This is a genomic window from Oceanisphaera sp. IT1-181 (assembly GCF_033807535.1).
Lineage (GTDB): Bacteria > Pseudomonadota > Gammaproteobacteria > Enterobacterales > Aeromonadaceae > Oceanimonas.
In genome coordinates, this window is the sequence record NZ_CP136856.1 from 1,488,739 (window position 1) to 1,511,312 (window position 22,574).

Sequence of the window (22,574 nt, forward strand, 5' to 3'; positions counted from 1 at the left end):
TGTGTCTATCCATAATTTGTTACTACGCAGCGGCTTTCGATATGTCGAGAGCCGCTACATTACAGGCTTGCCTATTACCCTGCCGAAAGAATGTACTGTCTATACCAAGACTTACAAGACACAGGCCGGTGCATTTGATATTGCCGTTGTAGGGCCAGGAGAGGATCTCAGCTGTTTGCCGGAGACGTACGTTATCAAGCGACCTGTACACTTGATCGGCTTAGCCCTACCTCACATCAGTAGTTTTCAAAGGTTATGCTTAGTGAACCAAGACACTGCCGATTGGGATCCTCAATATCCACCCGCAGTGATTTCCTTGTTAGACAGCCTTATCCAGAAAGCATTAGACAATGCTGTAACCGTTGGTTATCAACGACAAGCAGAGTTTCAGACCGAGTTTGTGAATTACTGGAGTGGAGCCGTAGATGCTTATATCTATGCCGATGCCGGCGGGCTTCTAGGGTCAAAACTCTCATACAGGTTGCTGAAAGCGGTAACTTCGGCTGATGGACGAACAGATAACGAATATGTGGTCTTTAGCGATGTTACACAAAGGGATAACTGGTTTAGGCTACGAGGGGAAGACCCAGCTTTGGGGAGCGATGGCGATGTTACCATTGTCAGAGTTAATAACACTAAGATAGCACCAAATAAATGGCCACCTCAATCTCTTAGTGAGGTCTTTGACTGGTTAAAATCTGCAGATCTCCCTGCTCATGACTCGTTGGCCAAGGGAATACTCACCAACCTCACCAAGGACAGGCAAATGGTGTTGTTCGATATATCGAACGAAGGCATCATCGGCTTTGAAGTCCGCTTTAGCTCAGTCACCAAGAAGGCTTTGAAACACCATGCTATAAAACGCCCCAATTCTGGGGGAAGTAAACACAAGCAGAAGCAGAAGCAGAAGCTTAGTTCTACACTCCCGATGCTAAGATCAAAATCCGCAACGACTGCATTCTTCCGTTTTAACGTCAGCTCGATAAGTAACCAAGAGCTTCAACGACGTAACCGGCCTGTTTCCATTGATCTTGAGAACAAGAAAATCTTAATAATTGGCTGCGGTACCGTAGGTGGCTTTGCCTCTCAGTTGCTTATTAAGGCAGGTGCAGGGCGTGGTAATATCGGTAGGCTAGTTTTCTGTGACGGTGATTTTCTGTCGCCAAGCAATCTGAGTCGGCATGCTCTCCCGGCTACCTATATCGGCTGGAACAAAGCCGAGGCTTTAAGCGACCTAATAAAACGTGACTGTTTGGACAGCCCAAAGATTGATGTCAAACCATATCGTTTAGAAATGAATGAAGGTAATATTTGTGGTTATGATATTGTGATTGACGCTACTGGTCATGCACCAACAGGCAAAATGCTCAGTTACTTGGCGCGGGCCTCGACTCAACGTCCTCCTTTCATTATCCACGGCTATAACGATGCTTATGGGCAGGCATCTGTTGTTATGATCGATAACGGGCTAGCCTGCTATGAATGCGCTAAGCGCCTCGTGACTCTGAACGAAACCGATAGACCTATCGCTCCCCATCGTATTTCGTGCGGTAGCATTTTTACCCCCTATGATGCTAGCGTCAGCATGATTACAGCCGCACTCATTCAAGAGGCAGCACTGAGTACACTTCAGGAAAGACTCCCTTGGACCTATGCTCAGCACTCGACAGGTAATGCCATACATCATAAGCGCCGAAGGCTTAGTAAATTTGGAGAATGTCGTGTTTGTACCTGACGCCAAGGCAGAATTGATCTTGAGCAATCCAGCCGGTGGATTAATTGTCGTTGAGACTGCCGTACTCCAAACCTTACATAAATACCGGCAATTACACCATAGACAGTCTGAACAAGGAGGAGTGTTTGTTGGAGAGGTGCGGTCACCTCACATTATAATAACTCATGTTTCTGAACCAGGTCCCTACGACCGAGCATCGCGCTTTGGCTTCGTTCGTAAGAAGCAACATCACCAAACCATGGTTGACCAACTTTGGCGAACATCAGGAGGCTATCTTACCTATTTAGGTGAGTGGCACACCCATCCTGAATCTAATCCTTTGCCTTCTGCCACAGACCTTTCAAGTTGGCACAAGGGCTTATCTCATACCAGACCCTCCATTGTAGCTATCATTGGTCAGAATACTGACTGGTGGGGCTACTGTGAAAATGGCTGCTGTGAAGCATTGAAGAGCGAATCACTTTAAGGGAAGGAGTGGTATCTAAAAAATGATTTAGTTTTAGTGGGCGTTGTTTCCTAAATAAGGGAACTATCTGACTCTCCCGTGATCCGATCTCTCAAGAGACGGACTCAGGAGCAGACAGATGGGTAAGGCGCGACACAACATCAGCAATTGGCGGCAGTACAATCGGGCCTTAATTAATCGTGGCTCACTCACTTTTTGGGTGGATGAACAGGCCATCCAGCAGTGGTATAGCGAACATCATGGCCGTCGAGGCCGCAGTTTCCACTACAGCGACAGCGCTATCGAAACTGCGTTAATGCTCAAAACCTTCTTTGGCTTGCCGTTTCGAGCACTAGAAGGCTTTATCAATTCCATTTTTCAGTTGATGGATGTCCCGCTCACCTCGCCAGGATACAGCTGTCTTTGCAAGCGAGCGCAAACCGTGGAGATACACTATCGCTTACCGAGCAAAGGGGCCGTCACGCATCTGGTCATCGACTCGACTGGCCTCAAAGTCTGTGGTGAAGGCGAATGGAAACAGCGCAAGCATGGCAAGAGTCAACGCCGTATCTGGCGTAAGTTACACCTCGCGGTCGATGCGCATACTCACGAAATCATTGCCGCCGAAGTGAGTCTGGAAAGTGTGGCTGATAGCGAAGTACTGCCCACCTTACTCAATCCACTGCGTCGCCGTTTACATCAAGTGTCTGCCGATGGTGCTTATGACACGCGTAATTGCCATCGATTTCTGCTCAGAAAAGGCAGCATTGCCACCATTCCACCGCGTAAAAATGCCGGTTACTGGGAGGATGGTCATCCAAGAAATGATGCCGTTGCTGCGCTGAAATCAGGTCAACTGGCGGAGTGGAAAGCGGCATCAGGCTACCATCAACGTTCATTATCAGAGACAGCGATGTCTCGATACAAACAGCTACTGAGCCCGACCCTGAGCCTACGTAAATACAACGGCCAAGTCGGTGAGGTCTTGGCCGGAGTCAAGGTAATGAACAAAGTCATCGGGCTAGGTATGCCTGTTCGTCAGCCCCTCAGTTAAAGCAGCGAAGCCTTGGGAGAGTAGTTACCTTTACTCTGATTTAGGAAACAACGCCGTTTCAGTGCCAACTCTAGTGGACCTGCAGAGCCAATTTGGTGCTCCTGTAATAGAATACTATCTGTACAGATTGGCAAAAGTTAACTTTATACTGATACATTATGTCAGCTTATGCTGTAATTCTATGTCACTTTATGCTGAAAAGTCCTCTGTAACTTACTAATTTTTGGATCTACTTTATGTCAACTTATGGTGAAAGCGACATTTTTCGGCTCTGCCTGGGAAAAGCTCTGCAATATCAATTAGTTACCATCTTTTTAAAAAGCATCCCTAGTTTATGCAAGCGATAGCAACTCAAGCTATACCCTAACGCTCGTTCTATAAAAATCTTGATATGTTATCCCGACCAGCACCACTCTTCTAATATACATGCGCTCACTCGCGATAACGGGAGCAGTGCTAAAATCTCAACACTTCTCCCTGTTTACTGCAGACTATCAGCTCGCAGCACAGTCACATCCAGCATGACTGCAGCCTTTGCCTTCGGAGCACTCTTGACAACAAAATATGCCGGTTGCTGTTTTGAAATGGGTTTCATCATCGGCAACTTTGCAGTTGCATCCTTCAGCTGCGCACTGATAGGTGCCATCGGCACTGACATTAGCCATATTTGTTACTCCGCTTGTTTGTAAATCGTAAGTTGCAACCTATGATATGAGCAGCGTCATACTGTTTTTATAGCGACAGCAAACTTATCGATTAAATAACTAACTTAAAATGAGTCTCTAAAAAGGCCCAGTAGGGCCTTTTAGTTTTACAGGGGCGAGCTACCACTTATATTTATGGGTCTTTTCCCAGTCGGAAACTTGCTTTTCAGCTTCATCTTGAGCAATGCCAACACGCTCTTGTACTTTGCCTACCAGCTGTTCGCGTTTTCCGTCAATGACATCAATGTCATCATCGGTTAGTTTTCCCCATTGCTCTTTCACTTTTCCTTTAAACTGCTTCCAGTTGCCTTTAGCGATGTCTTCGTTCATAACAAGATCCTCTGAAAGGGGAGTGAGTGCCGTAGCACAGATAAAAGTATAGTTATGTTTCTGGGAAAAACATTGCCGTATTAAATCTCTTCATCAAGGTGGCTGCAGACCCGCATCCGGAACCCACATCCAAGCGCATTCCTTGCGCACTACTAAAAACTCAAACCCTCTCCAATGGTTATGCCATAGGCTAGATGTTGCTCGCTCAACGTTTTTTCGTCACTTCCTCAGTGATGCAGGCAACTCCCGTCGCGGCGGTCAGCGCTGTTCTTGAATTTCATCCTTTCTTCTACTTGAATACAGATAAACGATGCGCTGTTTTAGGGCTGTAGTCAGTTTTAGAGGTGCGAGCTGACTCGGATTTCTACATTAGAATCAATGATGATTAGGTCATGCAGAATAAAATGTACGCGTTCGTGAGGTGAGTCTAAACTTAAATTATTTTAGTATATGGCTGATCATTGTTAGGGAGGAGAAGACATACAGGTACTCATTTACACCTTAGGTAATAGGAAATATTAGCAAGAGGTTAATTTCTTTGATAAGAATTATCTTATGTTAAAAAGGAGACTACCATGCGCTCAATTCTTCTCTGGTTAATCGGAATTCCGATCCCCATCATTATTCTTTTAGCGATATTTCTGAATTAAGTGGGATGTGTACCTAACATCCTGATGCCTAAAAAACAAACTAACAACGGAGCTTGCCATGCTTAAAAGCGAACTTGTATCAGACAACACTTTACAGCCTCATCTGATTGGGGAGTCACCGCGCTCGGCAGTATCTTGGGGTGCAATTATAGCCGGGACTCTGATTGGGGCAGCGTTAACCATAACACTCGTCACTGGAGGTACAGGTTTAGGTCTCTTATCCATATCACCTTGGAAAAACGATGGGGCATCAGGCAGTGCTCTCGCCATAAGCACCATTATCTGGCTGCTTGTTACGCAAGTTATCGCTTACGGCGTTGCCGGCTATGTGACAGGGCGCTTAAGAACGAAGTGGACCAATGTGATAGGTGATGAGGTTTATTTTAGAGATACGGCGCATGGATTCACGATGTGGGCACTAAGCTCGGTGGTGGGCTTTGTGTTATTAAGCTCCGCTGCCGCTTCTCTCGTTTCTGGTACCGCACAAACGGGTGCCACATTAGCGGGGGCAGGCGCAGGCGCCGCCACTGCAGTAGCGGGAGCGGCGGCGAATAACAATGATGACATGTTATCTTTAGACTATTTTACCGACACTTTGTTACGACCTAAAGAGCCCGCGTTGTCTTACAGTCAAAACGATAACCGTAAAGAAATCACTACCATCTTGACCCGTAGCTTTGCGCAAGGCGAGATGACAACGGATGATGAAAACTACGTAGTGGGTGTTATTGCACAGCGTGCTGGCATCAGTGAAATGGAGGCCAGAGAGCGCTTACAGCAAGTAACAGAAAATGCTAAACAAGCGGCAGCAGAGCTAGAAGCTCAAGTGCGTGAAGCGGCCGATGAAGCACGAAAAGCCGCTGCAATATTTTCACTGTGGGCCTTTGCTTCTCTGTTATTGGGAGCCTTTGTCGCCAGCTACGCAGCGACCCTTGGCGGTAGATCAAGATACTGATAAGTTAAACCTTACTAAAATACGAGAATCTTGATTAAACGCTGCTTATGAAATAAGCAGCGTTTTTTTTGGTTAAGGTAGCTGTAGTTGGATGTTCTTACCGTGCAGTACAGCTTGAATAACACTTTAGTGTTAACCATTTAGTAACCTCTTGCCGTCACCATTGATAACAGGTTTGCCAGAATAGATGAGGCGCTCGCTGGCGCACCTAATCCTGCCCCTGATCCTTATGAAACGAGCTACCTATGTAGCTGCCTAAATTATCTAAGTAACTAAGCGTCCGTGATGCTCTGCAGGCAGAGTTGTAGGGCTATGGCTGTGTCTTCGGCCTAGAAATGACGGTATTTGCTTCGGAAAGGGTTAGCTAGCACGTTCCTAATCGGAGGTAATAGTTGCTGGAATAAATGCTACCCAAGTCACACTTCTCACCATCAAGACAAACACTTAGCTAACAAGCCGTTGACATGGTTAGGCCGTTTCTCTATAAATGTTACCTAACATGTTAGTTGGCATGTTTGATTGTGTGGTGTTTAGTTACTCCGAATTTAACACTCGAATTTAACAAGGAATGGTCATATGAAGCACATCAATAAAGCTATTTTTACAATCTCTGCCCTTGCTGTTTCAGTGTCTGCTCACTCTTTAGAGTTGCGCCTAGGACATACCGGAGCGCCGACGCATCATTATCAAACGATAAGTGAAGAGTTCGCAAAAGAAGTGAATGATAAAACGAATGGAGAGCTCACCGTAGTTGTATATCCATCAGATCAATTAGGGAATCAATTGGAGTCAACCGAAGGTGTGATGATCGGAACACACGATATGGTGCTGTCTTCAGATACAGTGCTTTCTAACTGGTTCCCTGATATGGCGGTTTTGAATCTGCCATTTCTACTTAATTCAGGCTCTGATTACCTCAAGGTTGTTAATAGTGAAGTAGGGAAGCATCTAGAAAGCCAAGTAGAAACTCAGGGTGCAGTGGTTCTTGGTTGGTGGGAAAATGGCATCCGTCATGTAACAAACTCTAAAAAGCCAATTGAAAAGCCTGAAGATTTAAAAGGTCTTAAGATCCGAGTTCCAGAAGGTGAGATCTATGTTGATACCTTTAAAGCATTAGGTGCGGGTCCTACTGTCCTATCTTTTGGTGAGCTTTATTCGGCACTGCAATTAAAAACTGTAGATGGTCAAGAGAACCCGGTTGCGCATATCGTTACGCAAAATTTTAATGAAGTACAAGATTATGCTTCTAAAACTGGGCATATTCATATGGGCTCTCCATTGCTTATCAATAAAGGTCTGTTAGAGAGAATACCTGAAGAACACAGAAATACACTTGTTGAAGTCGCCCGTAGTTTTGGCCAAAAACACGTAACACTCGTAGAAGAACTTGAAGCTAAGCAGTGGAAAGAGCTTGAAGAGAAAGGCATGAAAATTAATGAAGTTGATACCGCTCCTTTTAGAATGAGTGTGCAAAGTGTATATGACAAAACAGAAAGTAAAGTTACGCCTGGTCTAATCAGTAAAGTTGAAGCGTTACTCGGTAATTAAATTTACTAAGGCTGCTCGTTGTGCAGCCTTACTTTTACATGGAAGCTTATTATGTCAAAGCGCAACGTTGTAGATATTTTTTTTGAATGGGTGACTATACTCGCCATTGCTTTAGTTATGTTTTTAGTGTTACTACAGGTTTTTTACCGCTATGCATTAAATGATCCTATCGGTTGGACGCAAGAAATATCCGTGTTTTGTACCATGATTGTGGTTATGCTGGGTGCGGCAATCGCATTCAAGCGCGGCGATCATATATCAATTTCATTTTTCGTAGAGCTGTTTCCTGTTAAAGTTCAAAAAGTAATAACAATCATCGCTAATTTGATAACAATTATATTCTTAGGAACCTTGTCCTATCAAAGTTGGTTGTTATCTAAAAGAGCCATGATGCAAGTTTCACCGACCTCAGGCATACCTCTGGGATATATTATCCTTTTCGTTACTGTTGGCACTGCTTTATCTGCCTTTTATTTGATACCTCAATTGTTTAATCCGAAGTTACATAGAACAGAAGATGAAGCCTTGTCTGAAATTAATATAGAAAAGTAAATATATATAAAATAAGGGTATTTATATGCTAACAATACTAGGCTTGAGTCTGTTAGGGTTTTTGTTAATTGGGGTTCCGGTTGCAATTGCATTGGGTGCTTCTTCAATGCTGGCGGTTGCGTTGGCAAGTCATGTACCGCTGCTAGTTATCGCTCAAAAAGTATTCCAAGGAATGAATAACTTTTCATTTTTAGCTATACCGTTGTTTTTACTTGCGGGAAGCTTAATGTCTGAAGCTAAAATTTCAGAACGATTAGTCGCATTAGCAAACTTGATGCTTGGGCGCTATCCCGGAGGGCTTGCAAACGTAGCGACCACTTCATCTGCTTTTTTTGGTTCTATTTCTGGCTCGGCCCCCGCTACTACAGCGGCGGTTGGCTCAGTAATGATCCCATCAATGGTCAAACGTGGTTATCGGCCAGAAGATGCGGCCGCAACGGTAGCTGCATCAGGGGCGTTAGGTTTAATAATACCCCCAAGCTTAACCATGGTTATTTATGGAGTAATATCAGGCGTCTCCATTGGTCAGTTGTTTATTAATGGCATACTGCCTGGCATCATGCTTACTTGTGCATTGATGAGCTTAAACTACTTCTTAGCTAAGCGTAAGCATCGTAAAAACAATACCGTACAGGAAGTGGTTGAAGACAAAGGGAAAGCTAAAGAAATTATACGCAGCAGTTTATTGGCTTTGTTAATGCCAGTAATTATTGTGGTAGGTATTTACTCTGGGGTCTTTACAGCAACTGAATCTGCTGCAGTTGCATGTTTGTATGGTCTGTTATTAGGTGTGTTTGTTTATCGCACCTTATCTTGGAAAGGCTTGTTCAAAGCATTTAAAAGCACAGTAACTAATACGGCTGTTATTATGTTCTTAATGGCTTGTGCTAATGCACTGGCTTACGTTATTACTGCTGAAAGAGTGCCACAACAATTTGCAATGTGGATAGTAGGCGTGACGGATAACCCTGCTTATGTAATGTTACTTATGCTGTGTTTGTTATTGGTCGTGGGTACCTTTTTAGACAACGTATCAGCACTTGTGCTGCTAGTGCCGACACTGATGAGTATCACAGCTGCGGTTAATATAGATCCGTTATACTTTGGTGTATTTGCAATTATCGCGTTAGCGGTAGGTCAGTTTACGCCCCCGGTAGGACTAAATTTATTTATAGCCGCTAATATAGCGAAACAAAAAGTTGAAACAGTCTCCATAGCCGTTTTACCTTACTTGTTTGTCTATATCGCCATGCTGTTACTGTTTGTTTTTGTACCTAGTCTACTTGTATTTACACAATGGTTTTAAAGGTGATTTATGACGAATAATATAAAGTTACTCTCAACAGGTGGAACGATAGCGAGTACCCAATCTGAGGACAACAGAAGTAAATCTGGCGAGTTAACAGGGCAAGACTTAGTCGGTAAGCTATGTTTGCCAAGCACTATCAATGTGCATACGGAATCTGTGTTTCAAAAGCCAAGTAATGCTTTGACCTTTAATGATATATTGTCGTTAAGAGAAAAAATAATAGCGATAGATAAAGATAAGAAGCATACAGGTATAGTGATCACACATGGTACAGATACTCTAGAAGATACGGCTTTTTTTCTACAAGCGAGTTTGCCACCTTTAGATACGGTTGTGGTCATTACCGGCTCACAAAGAGCACCACAATTAGAAGGAACGGATGCCTATAAGAACTTAATGGCAGCTATTATCGCTGCCTCATCAGAAAAGTTAAAAAAGCTAGGTGTGTTGGTTGTATTTAATGACTCCATATACAGCGCTAATCATATTAGAAAGGTGAATAGTTTTCAGGTGAATGGCTTTGATAGTCCTGGCTTTGGTCATTTAGGCTACGTGAGTGAAAATAATGTGCACTTATTACAACGCCCTGAATTACCGAAGCCGTTTACACCCGTAACCGCATTACCGAGGGTCGATATTATAGTTGGTTGCCTAGAAGCCAGTCCTCAGCAGCTGATCAGCTCAGCTGAGTCTGGAGCTAGCGGAATAATTTTAGAGGGTATAGGTAAAGGTCACGTACCTCCTAGCTGGATCCCGGTAGTTGAGAAGCTTGTTAAAGAGGGAATAAAGTTTGTTGTGGTAACAGGATCATTAATGGGCTCTTTAGAGCCAACCTATGATTTTGATGGTTGCCTCAAAGACTTACTCGATTTAGGCGTGATCCCTGTATCAGACATGTCAGCTCGAAAAGCACGGATAAGATTAATGTTAGCGCTAGCATCAGAAGATGTGGAGCAATCACTATTAACCATGGAAATAAGTCGCTAATAAGACTAAGTGATCACTGTAAAATTAGAACGTTAATTTTAGGGAGTGCATATTTTTAATACTATGATCGGGAATAAGGTGAACCCTAACTGGTTCCTGATCATAGTAAACCTGCGGATGTAAAGTTTATTATTTAACCATGCACATGAACAGCAAATTAATGCAGAGCTATTTTTGATAGTTAAACATCTCATTGCTTAGTTATTTGGCATCTTCTCTCAATATTTTTATAATCTCATTTGTGTAAAAGATGCACGATAAATCTGACCTTGAGTACAGATTTTTTGATTGTTGATACTACGGATGATCAGCTTCTCAATTTGTGAGTCAGAGTACATGAAAAAGGTACGGCAAAGTTTTTCATTATGCTATGATCCTAAGTCTGATGTTACAGTTTAGGGTGAAGATAAAGCTAAGTATGATTTGGCTTGTCAATATATTATGAAAATAACCGCTGCTACTTCTTTAAATGGATTTAAAACGGTAAATGAGCCTGATACGATTAGTTTATTTCGGTATCGGCCAACTGTTGAGATGGCTCCTATTCTTATCGAGTTTTTGATGGTTTATCACTATGACTGAAAAACCTACCTCACTTGCTGATCAGGCCTTTAATTCCATCCGAGAATTATTGCGCGATAATATCATTAAAGCTGGTCAACTTATCTCCATGTCATTCTTGTCTGAATTGATTGGCCTTCCTTTAGCTCCAGTACGAGAAGCGGTACAAAAGGCCTCTGCACTAGGGTTAATGAAATCAATCCCTAAAAGAGGGGTTCTTATCATAGATGCCGATAGTGATCATGTTGTAGAGTGCCTAGTTATTAGACAGATTTGGGATAAAGAAGGTGCCAGAGTCTTAACTCGAACACCAGATAAAGAGTATATAAAAAAACTTATTGTTAGGCATCAAGCTGTTATAGAGCAAGCGATTAATTCTGAAATAAGTTTAGCGTTACAAAAAGAAGCGACATCTCTTGATTGGGAGATGCATGAGCTTCTATCCTCTAGTATTAATAATGCTGAAATAGACAGGCTCTATGCGATCAATAGAGATAGAATTACCATAATGTTCAATGCAAAGCCGATACACCCAGTACGCTTGGTCCCTGCTTTTAATGAGCATATAGCCATAATGTTAGCGATAATAGAAGAAGATGAACAAAAGGTAATGGACCTACTGGATTACCATTACCAACAAATATTCAGATGGCTTGAAATATAATATTTCTGTATTAATACTGTGCAGTTTTAAGTTTGAGATATGTTTGTATAAAGTAGGAGCAGTATCAAGGTGCAGGGAGCGATAAAGAATAAGGGCTGCTTTTTATCCACTGTGTTATTCATTAATAAACCATTGCGTTGTGCTTGGCTGGTCGGCGCTGTTATTTTATTAACCGGCTGTGCCAGCATGAGCAAGCAAGAGTGTTTAACGGCCAACTGGCTAGACCAAGGTTTTCGTGATGGCCGCAGCGGCCAGCCTTTAACTCGCATTGTTGATCATCGCCAAGCTTGCACCAAAGTCGGCGTAATACCCAAGGATACGCTTTATTTTCAGGGTCGTGACCAAGGCATTGTACATTATTGTACGTCTGAAAATGGGCTAGCAGTAGGGCGCCAAGGTCACCCTTATCGCAATGCTTGTCCTGCCGCATTAGAGCACAAATTTTTAGTCTCTTATAAGCAAGGAAAGCAACTTTATGAGGCAGAGCAGCGTATAGAAGCACTCAGCCAAGACACGCATCAGTTAGAGCTGTTATTAAGAGATGAAGACGACCGAGAGCAGCGTCGCTACTTACGCCATCATATCCGAGGTCTGGACTGGGAACTGCAACGCGCCCGTGATGAGCAGCGCTATCTTGAGCGAAACTTAGAGAGGGACGTAGACAGCAACCTAGAACGAAATGTGGGTTACTGAATCAGTAGGGCGCCTGTGGGCGCTGTTGCAGTTCTTGAGCGTGAGGGCTAGATTGTCTACAATAGTTCACTTTTTACTTATGGCAGATCAAACATGAACGACACTACCTCGCTCCCCGCTTTACCGGATCGTCTTTCGGGTAACCCTCGTAGCCCACACCATGTGGCAGAGATTTTTGAGCACAACATCGGTATTCGGATCAACGGCAAAGAGCGTACGGATGTCGAAGAATATTGCATCAGTGAAGGCTGGGTCAAAATATCTTCGTCTAAAGCATTAGACCGTCGCGGCCAACCTTTGTTGATAACGTTAAAAGGCACGGTTGAAGCTTATTATCTTTAAGCTGTCTTAATGATTATTGCTGCTTAGCGAGGGACAGCCTACTGCCGAATTGGTGTATGATTTGGCGTATGAGCTGTCGCATGAGTTAGTGTAATAGTTGAATAATTTCAACGCAATTCACGCCCTCTCCCTAAAAAATAAAGCTCAACAGGGTCTAGATAAATCTAGGCCGGTATCGGTTTCTGACCAAAAGTTGATGTTAAATTGAGCATCATCACTTAACTCTACACGGTGCCAATATTGGGGCGGACTAACAGCAAACTGCCCCGCGTGGATCACCACCGTTTTTTCGGGCGCTGTGGTGGCTTCATTGGCGAATCCGTAAAAGGTGACCGTGCCTTGCATCACACAAATTTGACCAAACACGCATTGGTATCAATGAACCCAATACTGATTGATGATGAGTTTGTATTCTGCACCGTGCCAGGCAGTTTGGCTCAGTATTTGGAGTTAGCCCCAGTGGCGAGCTTTGTTGAAGCTGAAGGACTCACGCTGGTGGTTAGCAAAGCTGCTGCGCTAAAAGCGGATTTAAGCTTTGACAGCTCGTTTCGCCAAATTACGCTCACGGTGCACTCCAGTTTAGCTGCGGTGGGGCTAACGGCTGCGGTATCTACCCAACTCGCATCTAAGGGCATCAGTGCCAATGTGATAGCGGCCTTTTATCACGATCATATCTTTGTTCCCGCCGCGAGCGCAGAGGCGGCGTTGTCAGCAATCCAAGAGCTCAGCGCCTAGCTATTTTTCATCAGGCGAAAATAAGCTCCAAATGAGTTATTTAGTTATTGCTTCGAGCGCCGAGCTTGAACCTGAGTTGTTATTGGCGACAGAAAACCACTGAAATTGGCAGTTATCTTGCTGCTAACCATGTAGAATGCGCCGTTCAATGATCATTCAGCCGTTGAGTGCTGAATGCAGCGTTATAGCAAATCCCAGTAGGAACTCCATGAAAAAGACATTCGCTTTAGCTCACCCTAAATTACCACTTGCGCGCAGGGTAGACTCTATTAAGCATGAAATAAAAAAATACCTTAAGAGAGAGCGTAACAAGACCCTGCCTAGCGGCATGAACTACTGGGCGTTTGATTGCCGTTTTGGTGCATCAGCTGAGACTGCGACTGATGTTTTCCCTTCTGAAATCAATAAGCACATTGATACAGTAGTGGCGCAAGAGTTGCCTGAGTTCTATGTAGAGATACTGGCCAGAGCCTGTAAGCATGACCCTCGCTCGATTGCGACCTCTGCGGATGACCAAGCGTAAGTAGCAGGCTCATGCCTGATTACGTCATGCTTAGTGAGTTAATGCTTGAGCAAGGCTGAGTGTGACTGCTTGTGAACGGTGTAAAACGGCGTAAGAAGAGCTCTGTTTCTCTTTCGCCGTTTTTGCTCACTGCTTGCCGTGAGTGATTGAATATCCTTGACCTGCAATTTTATCCCCCCACGGCGGTTTTCAACCCAGTTAAATCTTTATACAGCTAAAAATAGCATTGCCAGAAGACCTATCCCACGGCACTATTTTTTCATAATCATGCTCAAAAATATGAACCTCGAAGTATGGCGTTAATAGTGCGGTTAGCTCATCGAAGCTCACGGCTACCATGGGGTGCTCGTTATGCCACACTTGCGCTTCTTCGCCGGTGGTTTTGCCAATGCTAAGCTGCAGTGATTGTTTGTCGCCAGTTCCGGGATAATGCCACCCCGAACGAAACGTAAAGACACTGGTGTCTTGGGTTGCTGTGTGACTTACAAAGAGTTCGTTATCAATTTTGTGCTTGTCGACCACGTTAAAGCAGAATACGCCCTGTGTTTTTAACGCGCTATGTACACTGGCTATGCATTGTTTGAGTTTATTAATACCATCGTTGTAATGAATGGAATATAAGAAGCAGGTAATCAGGTCTACCGGCTCCGCAATCTTAAACTCACTCATGTTTTGCAAAGAAAATTGTGCTTCAGGGCAGCGCAGTTGTGCGATATCTAACATAGGTTGGTTAAGGTCAAGACCATTGCTTTGATAACCAAAATCAATGAAATGCCGCACGTGTGGGCCCGTACCACAAGCTAAATCCAGATGGGTGTTACCCCCGTTGCCAAAAATTTGCTGCAGCCGATTAATGCTGCTGCTTTGTGCCCGATAATCGATATCGAGACACATTAAATCGTAATAACCTGACAAGTCGGTATAGAGTGCGTTGGCGGACATCTTGGCCTATTTTTTGCAAAGATATTTTGGGGTGGCGCATAGTAAACTAATCGGCCTGCTTTGCAAGATACATAGGGGCTGGCGCAAGTTTTGAAGATGAGGAAACAGATGCGTTTAAGATCAAAGGCATCGCTGACATCATTGATGTGTGGGATCCTTATTAAGTGGCATAAAGGTCAACAGACTCTAGGCCGAATGGCGAGGTTGAAGGTTCGCAGTTGAGTCATCACTGCCCTTAATCGTCAAAAGTGATATCCTGTTTCACACAAATACCAGATACAGACAGAGCGTACTCGTAAAAATTATGATTGATAACCAACACTACTTAGCAGGTAGCCTGTGAAGACACCCAAACGCCTACAACCTCTCGTTGAAGAGGGGTTGATCGATGAAGTTATTAGCCGCCTCATGAGCGGCAAAGAAGCCGATGTGTTCGTGGTCCGCTGTGGTGAGCATATTCGCTGTGCGAAAGTGTATAAAGATGCGATAAAGCGCAGCTTTAAAAAAGCGGCGCAATACCAAGAAGGGCGCCAAGTGCGCAGCGGCCGTGAAGCCCGCGCTATGGCCAAGCGTTCAAAATTTGGCCGTGAGCAAGAAGAAAAGATTTGGCAAAATGCCGAAGTGGATGCGCTGTCTCGTTTAGCCCGCGCCGGTGTGCGCGTACCTGAAACCTTTGGCTGCATCGATGGCGTCTTGCTGATGGAGCTGGTGACCGACGACACCGGCGATGTGGCACCACGGCTTAATGACGTGAGCATGTCACAAGAGCAAGCGATGGAAGATCACGGCGTTATGATGCACTACATCAAGCTAATGCTGTGTGAGGGCATTATTCACGGTGATTTGTCAGAATTTAATGTGCTGGTGGATGCCTATGGTCCGGTAGTCATTGACTTACCCCAGGCGGTGAATGCGGCCGCCAATAACAGTGCCAAAGCCATGTTTTTGCGGGATGTGAATAACATGCGCCGCTATTACGGAGACTTTGTACCCGCCTTAATGCATACCCAATATGGCAAAGAGATGTGGGCGCTGTATGAAGAGGGTAATTTAACGCCTAACTCAACGCTGAGTGGCGAATTTGAAGACTCAGGTGATGATGCGGACGTGGGCTCAGTGCTTGATGAAATCAATGCGGCCATGGAAGAGGAGTTTGAGCGCCGTGATCGGGTACGAGACGCTGAACAAGGCGACTAGTGAGTCCAAGTTAAAATGCTTAAGTTACAAATGCTTAAGTTAAGGCGCTCAAGATAAGATGCGTCTGGCTGGGCCTTAATCGTACCCAGCCATAGGGCATAACGTTAAATCATGTCACTGATGAGTCACTATGTTTAATGAGTTCAGGTTTAAAAGAGTCTTGCTTGGCGCCATGGCCATCTTCGCGTTAGCGGCCTGTAAAGAGCCGGCCGCAGCCAAAGAGCAGGCTATTAACATCGACCAAGAGCAGCTTTGCGAAGTGCAGAACTGGCAGAAAGACGCCACGGCTTTAGCCTGTAAAGCGGGCCAAAAAGTCCTGTTTCTGCCTTCCACCTTCGGTAATGAACAACTGCCGGTCTTGTTTGCAGCGGTCAATTGCGACCATCGCTTTAGCATTGCCCTGACTCAGGGCGGCGTTGCTTGTATTTATACCCCGCTCAAGATGACGGCAGCAGAAGCGCGAGACGCCATCGGTAAAGATGAAATTATTAAATAAGTGCTTGTCCGAAACATATTTTATTTAACGCGCCTTATTTTTAATAAGTAATGCTGCGGAACTAACGTGGATTTTGTCGTTACAGGCTCTTAAAGATTCAATACTCCTTGGCCACTGTCTTAGCGCTTGGTTTTGACCTTGTAGATACTCTGTTGGGCGTCAATAATTTATATCCAGCTACGCTGGTCCGGCAAATAAATTTCCGACTACTAAGTGCCTATCTTTTGTAGGGTGGCCGTCTCTTCGGCGAAGAGGACTTCGCCACGGTTTTCTATGTGCCCTTAAAACATCCTGCTTCGCAGGACCGGCGAATAAATTCCCGGCTACAAAGTGCCTATCTTTTGTAGGTGCAAATTTATTCAGCACGGTTTGTATTATCCCTAAACCTTAAAAATAACCAGCTACGCTGGCCCGGCGAAGTCCTCTTTACCAAAGAGACGGCCGGCTATAAGGTCTGCCGAAGGGCTAAGTTACAGATTTTTCGTTTTAATAATGTAGTGATTGCGTTGGTGTCTGGGCACCTGTGAACTGGGCAGCGCCGTGGGGCTAACGGTAATGCCAAGTTGCTGCATTTTTTGACGCGAGCCTGCCAATAACGGATGCCAACTCGCTAATGGCTCGCCTTTATGCAGGCGGCGATAGGCGCAGGAGTCGGGTAGCCAACTATATTCAGCAACATTTTCTGCGGTTAGCGGATGACAGTGGGGCACTTTGCTAAGGCGATGCTCATAATCACTGCAACGACTGCTGCTGACATCCAACAATTCACAGCTGATATTAAAGACAGTCACTTGATGCTCATCCACGTGGCGCACTAAGCAGCACTGACCGCAGCCATCGCATAAGGCTTCCCATTCTTTAGTGTTTAATTCAGCTAGCTTATAGCGCTCCCAAAACTTTTCCCGCACGTTTTGACTCTTTTATCTGCTTAATGGTTCGCCTATTAAACGATACTTGGCGAAGTTAAGCCAATTTTCGGGAGTTACCGCCATTTTTACGGCCGTTTGGCGATGTTCTCTCCGAAAGATGTGCAAATGCCTCACTTATTCGAAGACATTAACGCTCAGTGCCTTCATGGCTTTCTGCACTTACCTGTTGGCTAGGGATGGCGGGCTTAACCCCTGGGAAGCGTGCTGATGCATAACGCACCACGAGCACGGCGATGGCTAATAATAAAATAGCGCCAGAGATATATACCACACCCATATCGGGGGCATCGTGGTGTGAAATATCTGAAATCATCATTCTTGTTAAGGCGGTAATGGCCACGTAAATCAAAAAACGCACTGGCATATGGTTGGTTTTAAAGTAAATGCCTACCATGGCGCCTAACTCAAGATAGATAAACAGTAATAAAATATCATCGATGGAGGCGGATCCTTTAGCCAGCATATCGAGAGCGGCCAGCGTACCGGCCCATGCTGTCATGCCGCCGATGGCAAATAGCGCCAGATAGTGAAAAATTTCAACCAAGAGGTTGCCTGTTGACTCGGCATGCTGGTGTATATTGCTGCGCCATCTATTCGCTTGGCTTTGTTTCATGGTAAAAAGTCCTAAAGGTATGTGCTGCGTCTTTTAGCGGCGCGTACTGGCTGCCATTATTGGGTTGTCCACTATGAGATTTTACGAGAGTGTCACTGCTTTATATTTAAGCGCTAATGTTATCACTCTTACCACCTTTAATTGCGTTGGAGCTGAAACAGATTGAAGATAAGTCACCGTCATTATTAAGTATTCACAGGTTTAGAGAAAGGAACAAGCCAATGAACAGCAGCAAACGAGTAACAATGGCCGGGGCACTGCTGGCGCTAACGCTCACTGCCTGTGGCCACCCACCCACGGCAGAAGAGCAATTGGCGGTGGCCCTTGCGGAGTTTACCGAGCAAGCTGATCTTGAATATCAGCATGCCTTTATGGACTTAAATCATGATGGTGTAGAGGATGCGCTGGTGTTATTAGCGGGCAGTGACTGGTGTGGCTCAGGGGGATGCGCGCTGTTGGTGTTAAAGGGCCAAGTGCTGGGACAACAAGCCGAAGGGTCAAGCTTTGAAGTTATCTCGAGAAGCACGGTGACGCGCCCACCCATTCGTGTTGGAAAATCCGAAAGTGAAGGCTGGCAGAACTTAATCGTGCACAGTGACGGCGCCGAAAAATTACTGCAGTTTGATGGCAATCGTTATCCGCCCAATCCGTCGATGCAGCCGAGTGCTACTCCCGAACAACTGGATGGCGCTAATATTCTATTGCCGTAAACAGGTAGTGCCGTAAATATGCGCTGCCGCAAATGTGTATTATTAGATGGCAGCCAGTGAGCAGTCAGCTAGATGCGCTTTTTACAAGGATGAATAATAAATGAACACCACCGCTTTGCTTAATAAAGACACAGCTAGTACAGATGCCGTATTAAGGGCCATCGCGCATATGCCCACCGCCAGTCTTGAAGTCTTAATGGATAACGAGTTTGCGCGCAGCTTAACTGATGCAGACTTTATGCGCATTGCCGTGTTTTTGGCACAAAAAAGCCTGCTGGAAGGCGGCTGCCCAATAGGTGCGGTAATAGTCAATAATGCGACCAAGCAGATAGTTGGCAAAGGGCACAATACCTTGGTGCAAGACAACCACCCCTATAACCACGGTGAAACGGCCGCGATCAAAGATGCGGGGCGCCTCGATTTTAGCCAGACTACGCTCTACACCAGCCTAAGCCCTTGTGTGGTGTGTGCGACCTTGCTTTATATGCGTGGCTTTAGCCGCGTGGTGGTGGGCGACATGACCAATGCCTCGGGTACGGAAACCGTGTTGCAAGAAAAAGGCGTGAAAGTAGAGGTATTAGAAGACGCTGACGGGGTGGCCCAATACGCGCGCTTTCGCCAAGAGAATCCCGAGCAAGACTTAGAAGACTGGCAAGGGCTGAGTGCGGTGCCACACCTTCCTTAGTTTTCAAGACACTGATGAGTAATCGGCTACAGTCTTAGCTAAGGGCTGTGGCTTATTATTGACGATAAAGCTCTTTGCCCATCCGCGCTATTGACTCTAGAAGCGAATGACTTATGGCCAGCGAAGAAGCTAAGTTTACCGTGCTGCTCAAATATGGCAGTTTTGAGGTACGCGAGTATGCACCGCATGTGGTGGCAAAAACATGGGTTGAGGGCGAATTCAGTAATATCGGCAGGCAAGCCTTTGGCCGCTTATTTAAGTATATTTCTGGCCATAATCACTACTTGCAAAAAATTCCCATGACCTCGCCAGTGGTCCAGCAAGCAGAAAACCAGCACTCAGAAAGCCAGCCAGTAAATGGCATTTGGCAGGTGAGCTTTATGATGCCTGCGGGTTCGCGCCTCGACACTTTGCCAGTACCGAAAGATCATCACGTTCTCTTACAGCCAGTCTCGGCACAAAAAATGGCTGCGGTGCGCTATTCGGGCTCTTGGTCTGAACAAGCCTATCTTGAGCATAAACAGTCGTTACAAGCATGGTTGCAAACGCAAGTCTACCAAACAACGGGTGAGGCCATGTGGGCCCGTTATAACCCACCTTTTACGCTGTGGTTTTTGCGCCGCAACGAAGTGTTAATCCCCATTACTCGACTCTGTGAATAAGCTCGCGATTCTGTTTTCATTCAGATGGGCTTAAACCATGACCTGCACGTCAGCCGAGTTTGGCATAAAGAGTTGGCCGTTAACCATGACCTACACTGGTACAGAGCTATGCATTGCCGATGTTATTTTCTATTCCCGATAGAGATGATGCTGTAGCAATAACCACACTTTTAACAATGCACGCTGGGTAGAGCAGAAGAGCGGTTGACGAACTGCTACTGGGTAAGGAGCTCCGTTGTTGGTCATGGGCTGAATATAAAATGGAATTTATTAAAGCGAGGTATGCCATGAAATTAATATGCAGTTGGCTGTTATCCACGTCAATCGCACTCTCCAGCAGCCTAGCTTGGGCAGAGGGTAAAACCATGATAGTGCTGGATGCGTCTGGCTCTATGTGGGGCCAAATTAACGGCCAGCCTAAGTTGCAGATTGCCCGTGATGCTTTGGCCATCGTGCTCGGTGATGTGCCTGCTGATATGGAATTGGGCTTAATCCCCTACGGCCACCGAGAAAAAGGCAACTGTAACGATATTGAAGTGGTAGTCAAGCCTGCTGCAGGAACGGGGCCGGCCATTAATCTGGCTGCGGCTAACATGAAGTTTCTTGGTAAAACACCCTTGTCTGCGGCGGTGCTCAAAGCGGCAGAAGAGCTAGCTTACACCGAAGAAAAAGCCACCGTGATCTTGATTACCGATGGCCTAGAAAATTGCCAAGCCGACCCCTGTGCCGTGGGCGCCGAGTTAGCCAAGCAAGGCATTGATTTTACCGCACACGTGGTGGGATTTGATTTAACCGATGCCCAAGGTAAGCAGGTGGCGTGTTTAGCAGAAAATACCGGTGGTCGATATTTCGCTGCCACTAATGCAGATGAGCTACGCGATGCACTGTTAAATACCGTCGTGGTCACGCCCGAAAAAACAGCCGAGGTAGCGCCGCTGGTATTACCGGAGGCAAGCTTGGATCCTGATAAGAGCGTGGCCATAGGGGCAGATATCACTGTGAGTTGGACAGGGCCCAATGGCGAGCATGATTATATTGACTTGGTGCCACTGGATTATAAAAAGACCCACGGTGAACTGGCATATACCTATACCAAAGCAGGCTCGCCGCTCACCGTGCGCGCGGCGGGTAAACCGGGCGCTTATCAAGTGCGCTATCTTTGGCGGGGCGTTGATAATCAACGCCATGTGTTGGCAACCGAAACCCTTGAGCTTACCGATACGGATGTGGCCTTAATTGCGCCAGATAACGTGCAAGCCGGTGGCAGTATTCCTATCCAATGGAAGGGGCCTGCGCATAAAGATGATTACCTCGATTTGGTACCGGATGGTGTCACGCGCACCAGCGGTGAGCTTGCTTATGTGTATGTTACCGCTGAATCTGAGCCAGAGCTTGAGTTACGCGCGCCTACCAAACCTGGCGTTTATCACATTCGCTATATCCTCAAAGGCTCAGATAAAAAACGGGTCTTGCACAGTATTCCCATTACCGTGCTGCCCGCCCAGGCGAGCGTCTCGGCGCCGAAGCAGGTAACTGCGGGCTCGATATTGCCGATTTTTTGGACCGGGCCTGCCGGTAAAGATGACTATGTAGATATAGTCGCGAGTGATCATAAGCGTATAGGCGGCGAGATCACCTATTTTTATACCCGAGACTCAGCAGATGGTGAGTCTCATGAGCTTAAGGTGCCGACCAAAGCGGGTGATTATTTAGTGCGTTATATCTTGCGCGGTGCGGGTGCCGACAGTGTGTTGGCCAAGCAACCCTTTAGTGTGACAGCCGCTGAGGCCAAAGTGTCAGTGCCCTTAAGCGTGGCCGCAGGCTCAGTCATAGCCGTGGACTGGGCCGGGCCCGCCGGTAAAGATGACTATGTAGACATAGTACCGAGCGATCATAAGCGTATAGGCGGGGAGCTGACGTATTTTTATACGCGGGATGCAGTAGATGATGAGCCGAGTGAGCTTAAGGCGCCGTCTAAAGCCGGAGAGTATCAAGTGCGCTATATTTTGCGTGGCTCCGGCAGCGGCGTGGTACTGGCCAAACAAGCTTTTAGCGTTACTAAGCCAGACGCGACTGTGGCCGTATCCCGCAGTGTACTTGCGGGTTCTACTCTTGACGTGACATGGACCGGCCCTGCTGGCCATGACGATTATGTAGATATAGTGGCCATTGACCATAAACGCATTGGCGGAGAATTGGCGTATTTTTATACACGAGATGCGGTGGATGATGAGCCGGGCCAGCTTAAAGCCCCAGCTAAAGCGGGAGAGTACCAAGTGCGTTATATCTTACGCGGATCCGGCAGTGGTGTGGTACTGGCCAAGCAAGCGTTTACGGTGGTAGATAACTGATTCGTTCCTGATTACCCACAAAGCTCAGCCATGTTTCAGTGAATTCAGTACCAATGAACTCAATAGGTTACAGGGAGATACCCGTCTCTTCGGCGAAGAGGGCTTCGGCACGGCTTTGGTTTTATTCCTAAACCACACAAACAGCCAGCGGAGCTGGCCAGCCGAATAAATTGGCTGCTACAAGTGCCAGACCCTTGGCCTT

General features: G+C 45.9%; 23 protein-coding genes and 1 pseudogene. 19 read left to right on the forward strand and 5 right to left on the reverse strand.

Annotated features, from left to right (window positions below):
* The first annotated feature begins 1 nt into the window (after window position 1).
* The 3 genes from R0134_RS06785 to R0134_RS06795 all read left to right on the forward strand — a co-directional run bounded on the left by R0134_RS06785 (window position 2) and on the right by R0134_RS06795 (window position 3,234).
* Window positions 2–1,735 carry a ThiF family adenylyltransferase gene (locus R0134_RS06785; protein ID WP_319784044.1) on the forward strand — a complete coding sequence of 578 codons (1,734 nt, stop codon included), beginning with the start codon at window positions 2–4 and terminating at the stop codon, window positions 1,733–1,735.
* Window positions 1,722–2,201, forward strand: a complete 480-nt coding sequence (locus R0134_RS06790) for a Mov34/MPN/PAD-1 family protein (protein ID WP_319784045.1) — start codon at window positions 1,722–1,724, stop codon at window positions 2,199–2,201. Before R0134_RS06785 ends, R0134_RS06790 begins: the two co-directional genes overlap by 14 nt.
* 118 nt (window positions 2,202–2,319) lie before the next feature.
* Window positions 2,320–3,234 carry an IS5 family transposase gene (locus R0134_RS06795; protein WP_319784046.1) on the forward strand — a complete coding sequence of 305 codons (915 nt, stop codon included), beginning with the start codon at window positions 2,320–2,322 and terminating at the stop codon, window positions 3,232–3,234.
* Window positions 3,235–4,058: 824 nt separating this feature from the next.
* Here the strand turns inward: R0134_RS06795 and R0134_RS06800 are convergent.
* The gene (locus tag R0134_RS06800) at window positions 4,059–4,268 is read right to left on the reverse strand and encodes a CsbD family protein (RefSeq protein WP_087038405.1); all 210 of its coding nucleotides are present in this window, start codon (window positions 4,266–4,268) and stop codon (window positions 4,059–4,061) included.
* Window positions 4,269–5,327: 1,059 nt separating this feature from the next.
* Here R0134_RS06800 and R0134_RS06805 point away from each other — a divergent pair.
* From R0134_RS06805 to R0134_RS06840, 8 genes are all read left to right on the forward strand, one after another.
* Entirely contained in the window at window positions 5,328–5,873 is a 546-nt protein-coding gene (locus R0134_RS06805) for a hypothetical protein (protein ID WP_319784047.1), read from the forward strand.
* A gap of 576 nt (window positions 5,874–6,449) precedes the next feature.
* The gene (locus R0134_RS06810; RefSeq protein ID WP_319784048.1) at window positions 6,450–7,421 is read left to right on the forward strand and encodes a TRAP transporter substrate-binding protein; all 972 of its coding nucleotides are present in this window, start codon (window positions 6,450–6,452) and stop codon (window positions 7,419–7,421) included.
* Between the two features lie 51 nt (window positions 7,422–7,472).
* Window positions 7,473–7,973, forward strand: a complete 501-nt coding sequence (locus R0134_RS06815) for a TRAP transporter small permease (RefSeq protein ID WP_319784049.1) — start codon at window positions 7,473–7,475, stop codon at window positions 7,971–7,973.
* Between the two features lie 25 nt (window positions 7,974–7,998).
* Window positions 7,999–9,279 carry a TRAP transporter large permease gene (locus R0134_RS06820; RefSeq protein ID WP_319784050.1) on the forward strand — a complete coding sequence of 427 codons (1,281 nt, stop codon included), beginning with the start codon at window positions 7,999–8,001 and terminating at the stop codon, window positions 9,277–9,279.
* A 9-nt stretch (window positions 9,280–9,288) separates the two neighbouring features.
* Window positions 9,289–10,269 (forward strand): asparaginase, encoded by a 981-nt coding sequence (locus R0134_RS06825; protein ID WP_319784051.1) that lies wholly within the window; start codon window positions 9,289–9,291, stop codon window positions 10,267–10,269.
* A 574-nt stretch (window positions 10,270–10,843) separates the two neighbouring features.
* A complete protein-coding gene (locus tag R0134_RS06830; protein ID WP_319784052.1) occupies window positions 10,844–11,494 on the forward strand; it encodes a GntR family transcriptional regulator in 651 nt (216 codons plus the stop codon).
* Between the two features lie 69 nt (window positions 11,495–11,563).
* A complete protein-coding gene (locus R0134_RS06835) occupies window positions 11,564–12,187 on the forward strand; it encodes a DUF2799 domain-containing protein (RefSeq protein ID WP_319784053.1) in 624 nt (207 codons plus the stop codon).
* A gap of 93 nt (window positions 12,188–12,280) precedes the next feature.
* Window positions 12,281–12,529 carry a DUF3297 family protein gene (locus R0134_RS06840; protein ID WP_319784054.1) on the forward strand — a complete coding sequence of 83 codons (249 nt, stop codon included), beginning with the start codon at window positions 12,281–12,283 and terminating at the stop codon, window positions 12,527–12,529.
* 144 nt (window positions 12,530–12,673) lie between these two features.
* On the opposite strand, the pseudogene R0134_RS06845 reads toward R0134_RS06840, so the two are convergent.
* Window positions 12,674–12,895 (reverse strand): annotated as a pseudogene (locus tag R0134_RS06845) (DUF1971 domain-containing protein); the annotation flags it as partial.
* A 12-nt stretch (window positions 12,896–12,907) separates the two neighbouring features.
* On the opposite strand from R0134_RS06845, the gene R0134_RS06850 reads away from it, so the two are divergent.
* Complete coding sequence (locus R0134_RS06850) at window positions 12,908–13,264, forward strand: ACT domain-containing protein (protein ID WP_319784055.1); 357 nt, start codon at window positions 12,908–12,910, stop codon at window positions 13,262–13,264.
* A 208-nt stretch (window positions 13,265–13,472) separates the two neighbouring features.
* The gene (locus R0134_RS06855; protein ID WP_319784056.1) at window positions 13,473–13,787 is read left to right on the forward strand and encodes a DUF6172 family protein; all 315 of its coding nucleotides are present in this window, start codon (window positions 13,473–13,475) and stop codon (window positions 13,785–13,787) included.
* 198 nt (window positions 13,788–13,985) lie between these two features.
* Here R0134_RS06855 and R0134_RS06860 read toward each other — a convergent pair whose 3' ends face one another.
* On the reverse strand, window positions 13,986–14,729 hold the full coding sequence (locus tag R0134_RS06860; protein WP_319784057.1) for a class I SAM-dependent methyltransferase: 744 nt from the start codon (window positions 14,727–14,729) through the stop codon (window positions 13,986–13,988).
* A 339-nt stretch (window positions 14,730–15,068) separates the two neighbouring features.
* On the opposite strand from R0134_RS06860, the gene R0134_RS06865 reads away from it, so the two are divergent.
* On the forward strand, window positions 15,069–15,926 hold the full coding sequence (locus tag R0134_RS06865) for a PA4780 family RIO1-like protein kinase (RefSeq protein WP_319784058.1): 858 nt from the start codon (window positions 15,069–15,071) through the stop codon (window positions 15,924–15,926).
* 130 nt (window positions 15,927–16,056) lie between these two features.
* Window positions 16,057–16,422 carry a hypothetical protein gene (locus R0134_RS06870; protein WP_319784059.1) on the forward strand — a complete coding sequence of 122 codons (366 nt, stop codon included), beginning with the start codon at window positions 16,057–16,059 and terminating at the stop codon, window positions 16,420–16,422.
* A 470-nt stretch (window positions 16,423–16,892) separates the two neighbouring features.
* On the opposite strand, the gene R0134_RS06875 is transcribed toward R0134_RS06870, so the two are convergent.
* Together R0134_RS06875 and R0134_RS06880 are read right to left on the reverse strand one after the other, a co-directional pair.
* Complete coding sequence (locus R0134_RS06875) at window positions 16,893–17,330, reverse strand: YcgN family cysteine cluster protein (RefSeq protein WP_319784060.1); 438 nt, start codon at window positions 17,328–17,330, stop codon at window positions 16,893–16,895.
* A gap of 148 nt (window positions 17,331–17,478) precedes the next feature.
* Entirely contained in the window at window positions 17,479–17,964 is a 486-nt protein-coding gene (locus R0134_RS06880) for a phosphate-starvation-inducible protein PsiE (RefSeq protein ID WP_319784061.1), read from the reverse strand.
* 221 nt (window positions 17,965–18,185) lie between these two features.
* Between R0134_RS06880 and R0134_RS06885 the strand changes: the two genes are divergently transcribed.
* The 4 genes from R0134_RS06885 to R0134_RS06900 all read left to right on the forward strand — a co-directional run bounded on the left by R0134_RS06885 (window position 18,186) and on the right by R0134_RS06900 (window position 22,372).
* Window positions 18,186–18,674: a hypothetical protein gene (locus R0134_RS06885; RefSeq protein ID WP_319784062.1), complete on the forward strand. Its 489-nt coding sequence runs from the start codon at window positions 18,186–18,188 to the stop codon at window positions 18,672–18,674.
* Window positions 18,675–18,774: 100 nt separating this feature from the next.
* On the forward strand, window positions 18,775–19,359 hold the full coding sequence (locus R0134_RS06890; protein ID WP_319784063.1) for a nucleoside deaminase: 585 nt from the start codon (window positions 18,775–18,777) through the stop codon (window positions 19,357–19,359).
* Window positions 19,360–19,472: 113 nt separating this feature from the next.
* The gene (locus R0134_RS06895) at window positions 19,473–20,021 is read left to right on the forward strand and encodes a heme-binding protein (RefSeq protein ID WP_319784064.1); all 549 of its coding nucleotides are present in this window, start codon (window positions 19,473–19,475) and stop codon (window positions 20,019–20,021) included.
* Window positions 20,022–20,308: 287 nt separating this feature from the next.
* Complete coding sequence (locus tag R0134_RS06900; protein WP_319784065.1) at window positions 20,309–22,372, forward strand: vWA domain-containing protein; 2,064 nt, start codon at window positions 20,309–20,311, stop codon at window positions 22,370–22,372.
* Window positions 22,373–22,574: the final 202 nt, after the last annotated feature.

What these genes read in the sequence shown, in the direction of transcription:
- R0134_RS06795 (WP_319784046.1), top strand. Translation starts at nt 2,320, where the DNA reads ATGGGTAAGGCGCGACACAACATCAGCAATTGGCGGCAGTACAATCGG.
- R0134_RS06800 (WP_087038405.1), bottom strand. Translation starts at nt 4,268, where the DNA reads ATGAACGAAGACATCGCTAAAGGCAACTGGAAGCAGTTTAAAGGAAAA.
- R0134_RS06805 (WP_319784047.1), top strand. Translation starts at nt 5,328, where the DNA reads ATGTGGGCACTAAGCTCGGTGGTGGGCTTTGTGTTATTAAGCTCCGCT.
- R0134_RS06810 (WP_319784048.1), top strand. Translation starts at nt 6,450, where the DNA reads ATGAAGCACATCAATAAAGCTATTTTTACAATCTCTGCCCTTGCTGTT.
- R0134_RS06815 (WP_319784049.1), top strand. Translation starts at nt 7,473, where the DNA reads ATGTCAAAGCGCAACGTTGTAGATATTTTTTTTGAATGGGTGACTATA.
- R0134_RS06820 (WP_319784050.1), top strand. Translation starts at nt 7,999, where the DNA reads ATGCTAACAATACTAGGCTTGAGTCTGTTAGGGTTTTTGTTAATTGGG.
- R0134_RS06825 (WP_319784051.1), top strand. Translation starts at nt 9,289, where the DNA reads ATGACGAATAATATAAAGTTACTCTCAACAGGTGGAACGATAGCGAGT.
- R0134_RS06830 (WP_319784052.1), top strand. Translation starts at nt 10,844, where the DNA reads ATGACTGAAAAACCTACCTCACTTGCTGATCAGGCCTTTAATTCCATC.
- R0134_RS06840 (WP_319784054.1), top strand. Translation starts at nt 12,281, where the DNA reads ATGAACGACACTACCTCGCTCCCCGCTTTACCGGATCGTCTTTCGGGT.
- R0134_RS06850 (WP_319784055.1), top strand. Translation starts at nt 12,908, where the DNA reads ATGAACCCAATACTGATTGATGATGAGTTTGTATTCTGCACCGTGCCA.
- R0134_RS06855 (WP_319784056.1), top strand. Translation starts at nt 13,473, where the DNA reads ATGAAAAAGACATTCGCTTTAGCTCACCCTAAATTACCACTTGCGCGC.
- R0134_RS06860 (WP_319784057.1), bottom strand. Translation starts at nt 14,729, where the DNA reads ATGTCCGCCAACGCACTCTATACCGACTTGTCAGGTTATTACGATTTA.
- R0134_RS06870 (WP_319784059.1), top strand. Translation starts at nt 16,057, where the DNA reads ATGTTTAATGAGTTCAGGTTTAAAAGAGTCTTGCTTGGCGCCATGGCC.
- R0134_RS06880 (WP_319784061.1), bottom strand. Translation starts at nt 17,964, where the DNA reads ATGAAACAAAGCCAAGCGAATAGATGGCGCAGCAATATACACCAGCAT.
- R0134_RS06885 (WP_319784062.1), top strand. Translation starts at nt 18,186, where the DNA reads ATGAACAGCAGCAAACGAGTAACAATGGCCGGGGCACTGCTGGCGCTA.
- R0134_RS06890 (WP_319784063.1), top strand. Translation starts at nt 18,775, where the DNA reads ATGAACACCACCGCTTTGCTTAATAAAGACACAGCTAGTACAGATGCC.
- R0134_RS06895 (WP_319784064.1), top strand. Translation starts at nt 19,473, where the DNA reads ATGGCCAGCGAAGAAGCTAAGTTTACCGTGCTGCTCAAATATGGCAGT.
- R0134_RS06900 (WP_319784065.1), top strand. Translation starts at nt 20,309, where the DNA reads ATGAAATTAATATGCAGTTGGCTGTTATCCACGTCAATCGCACTCTCC.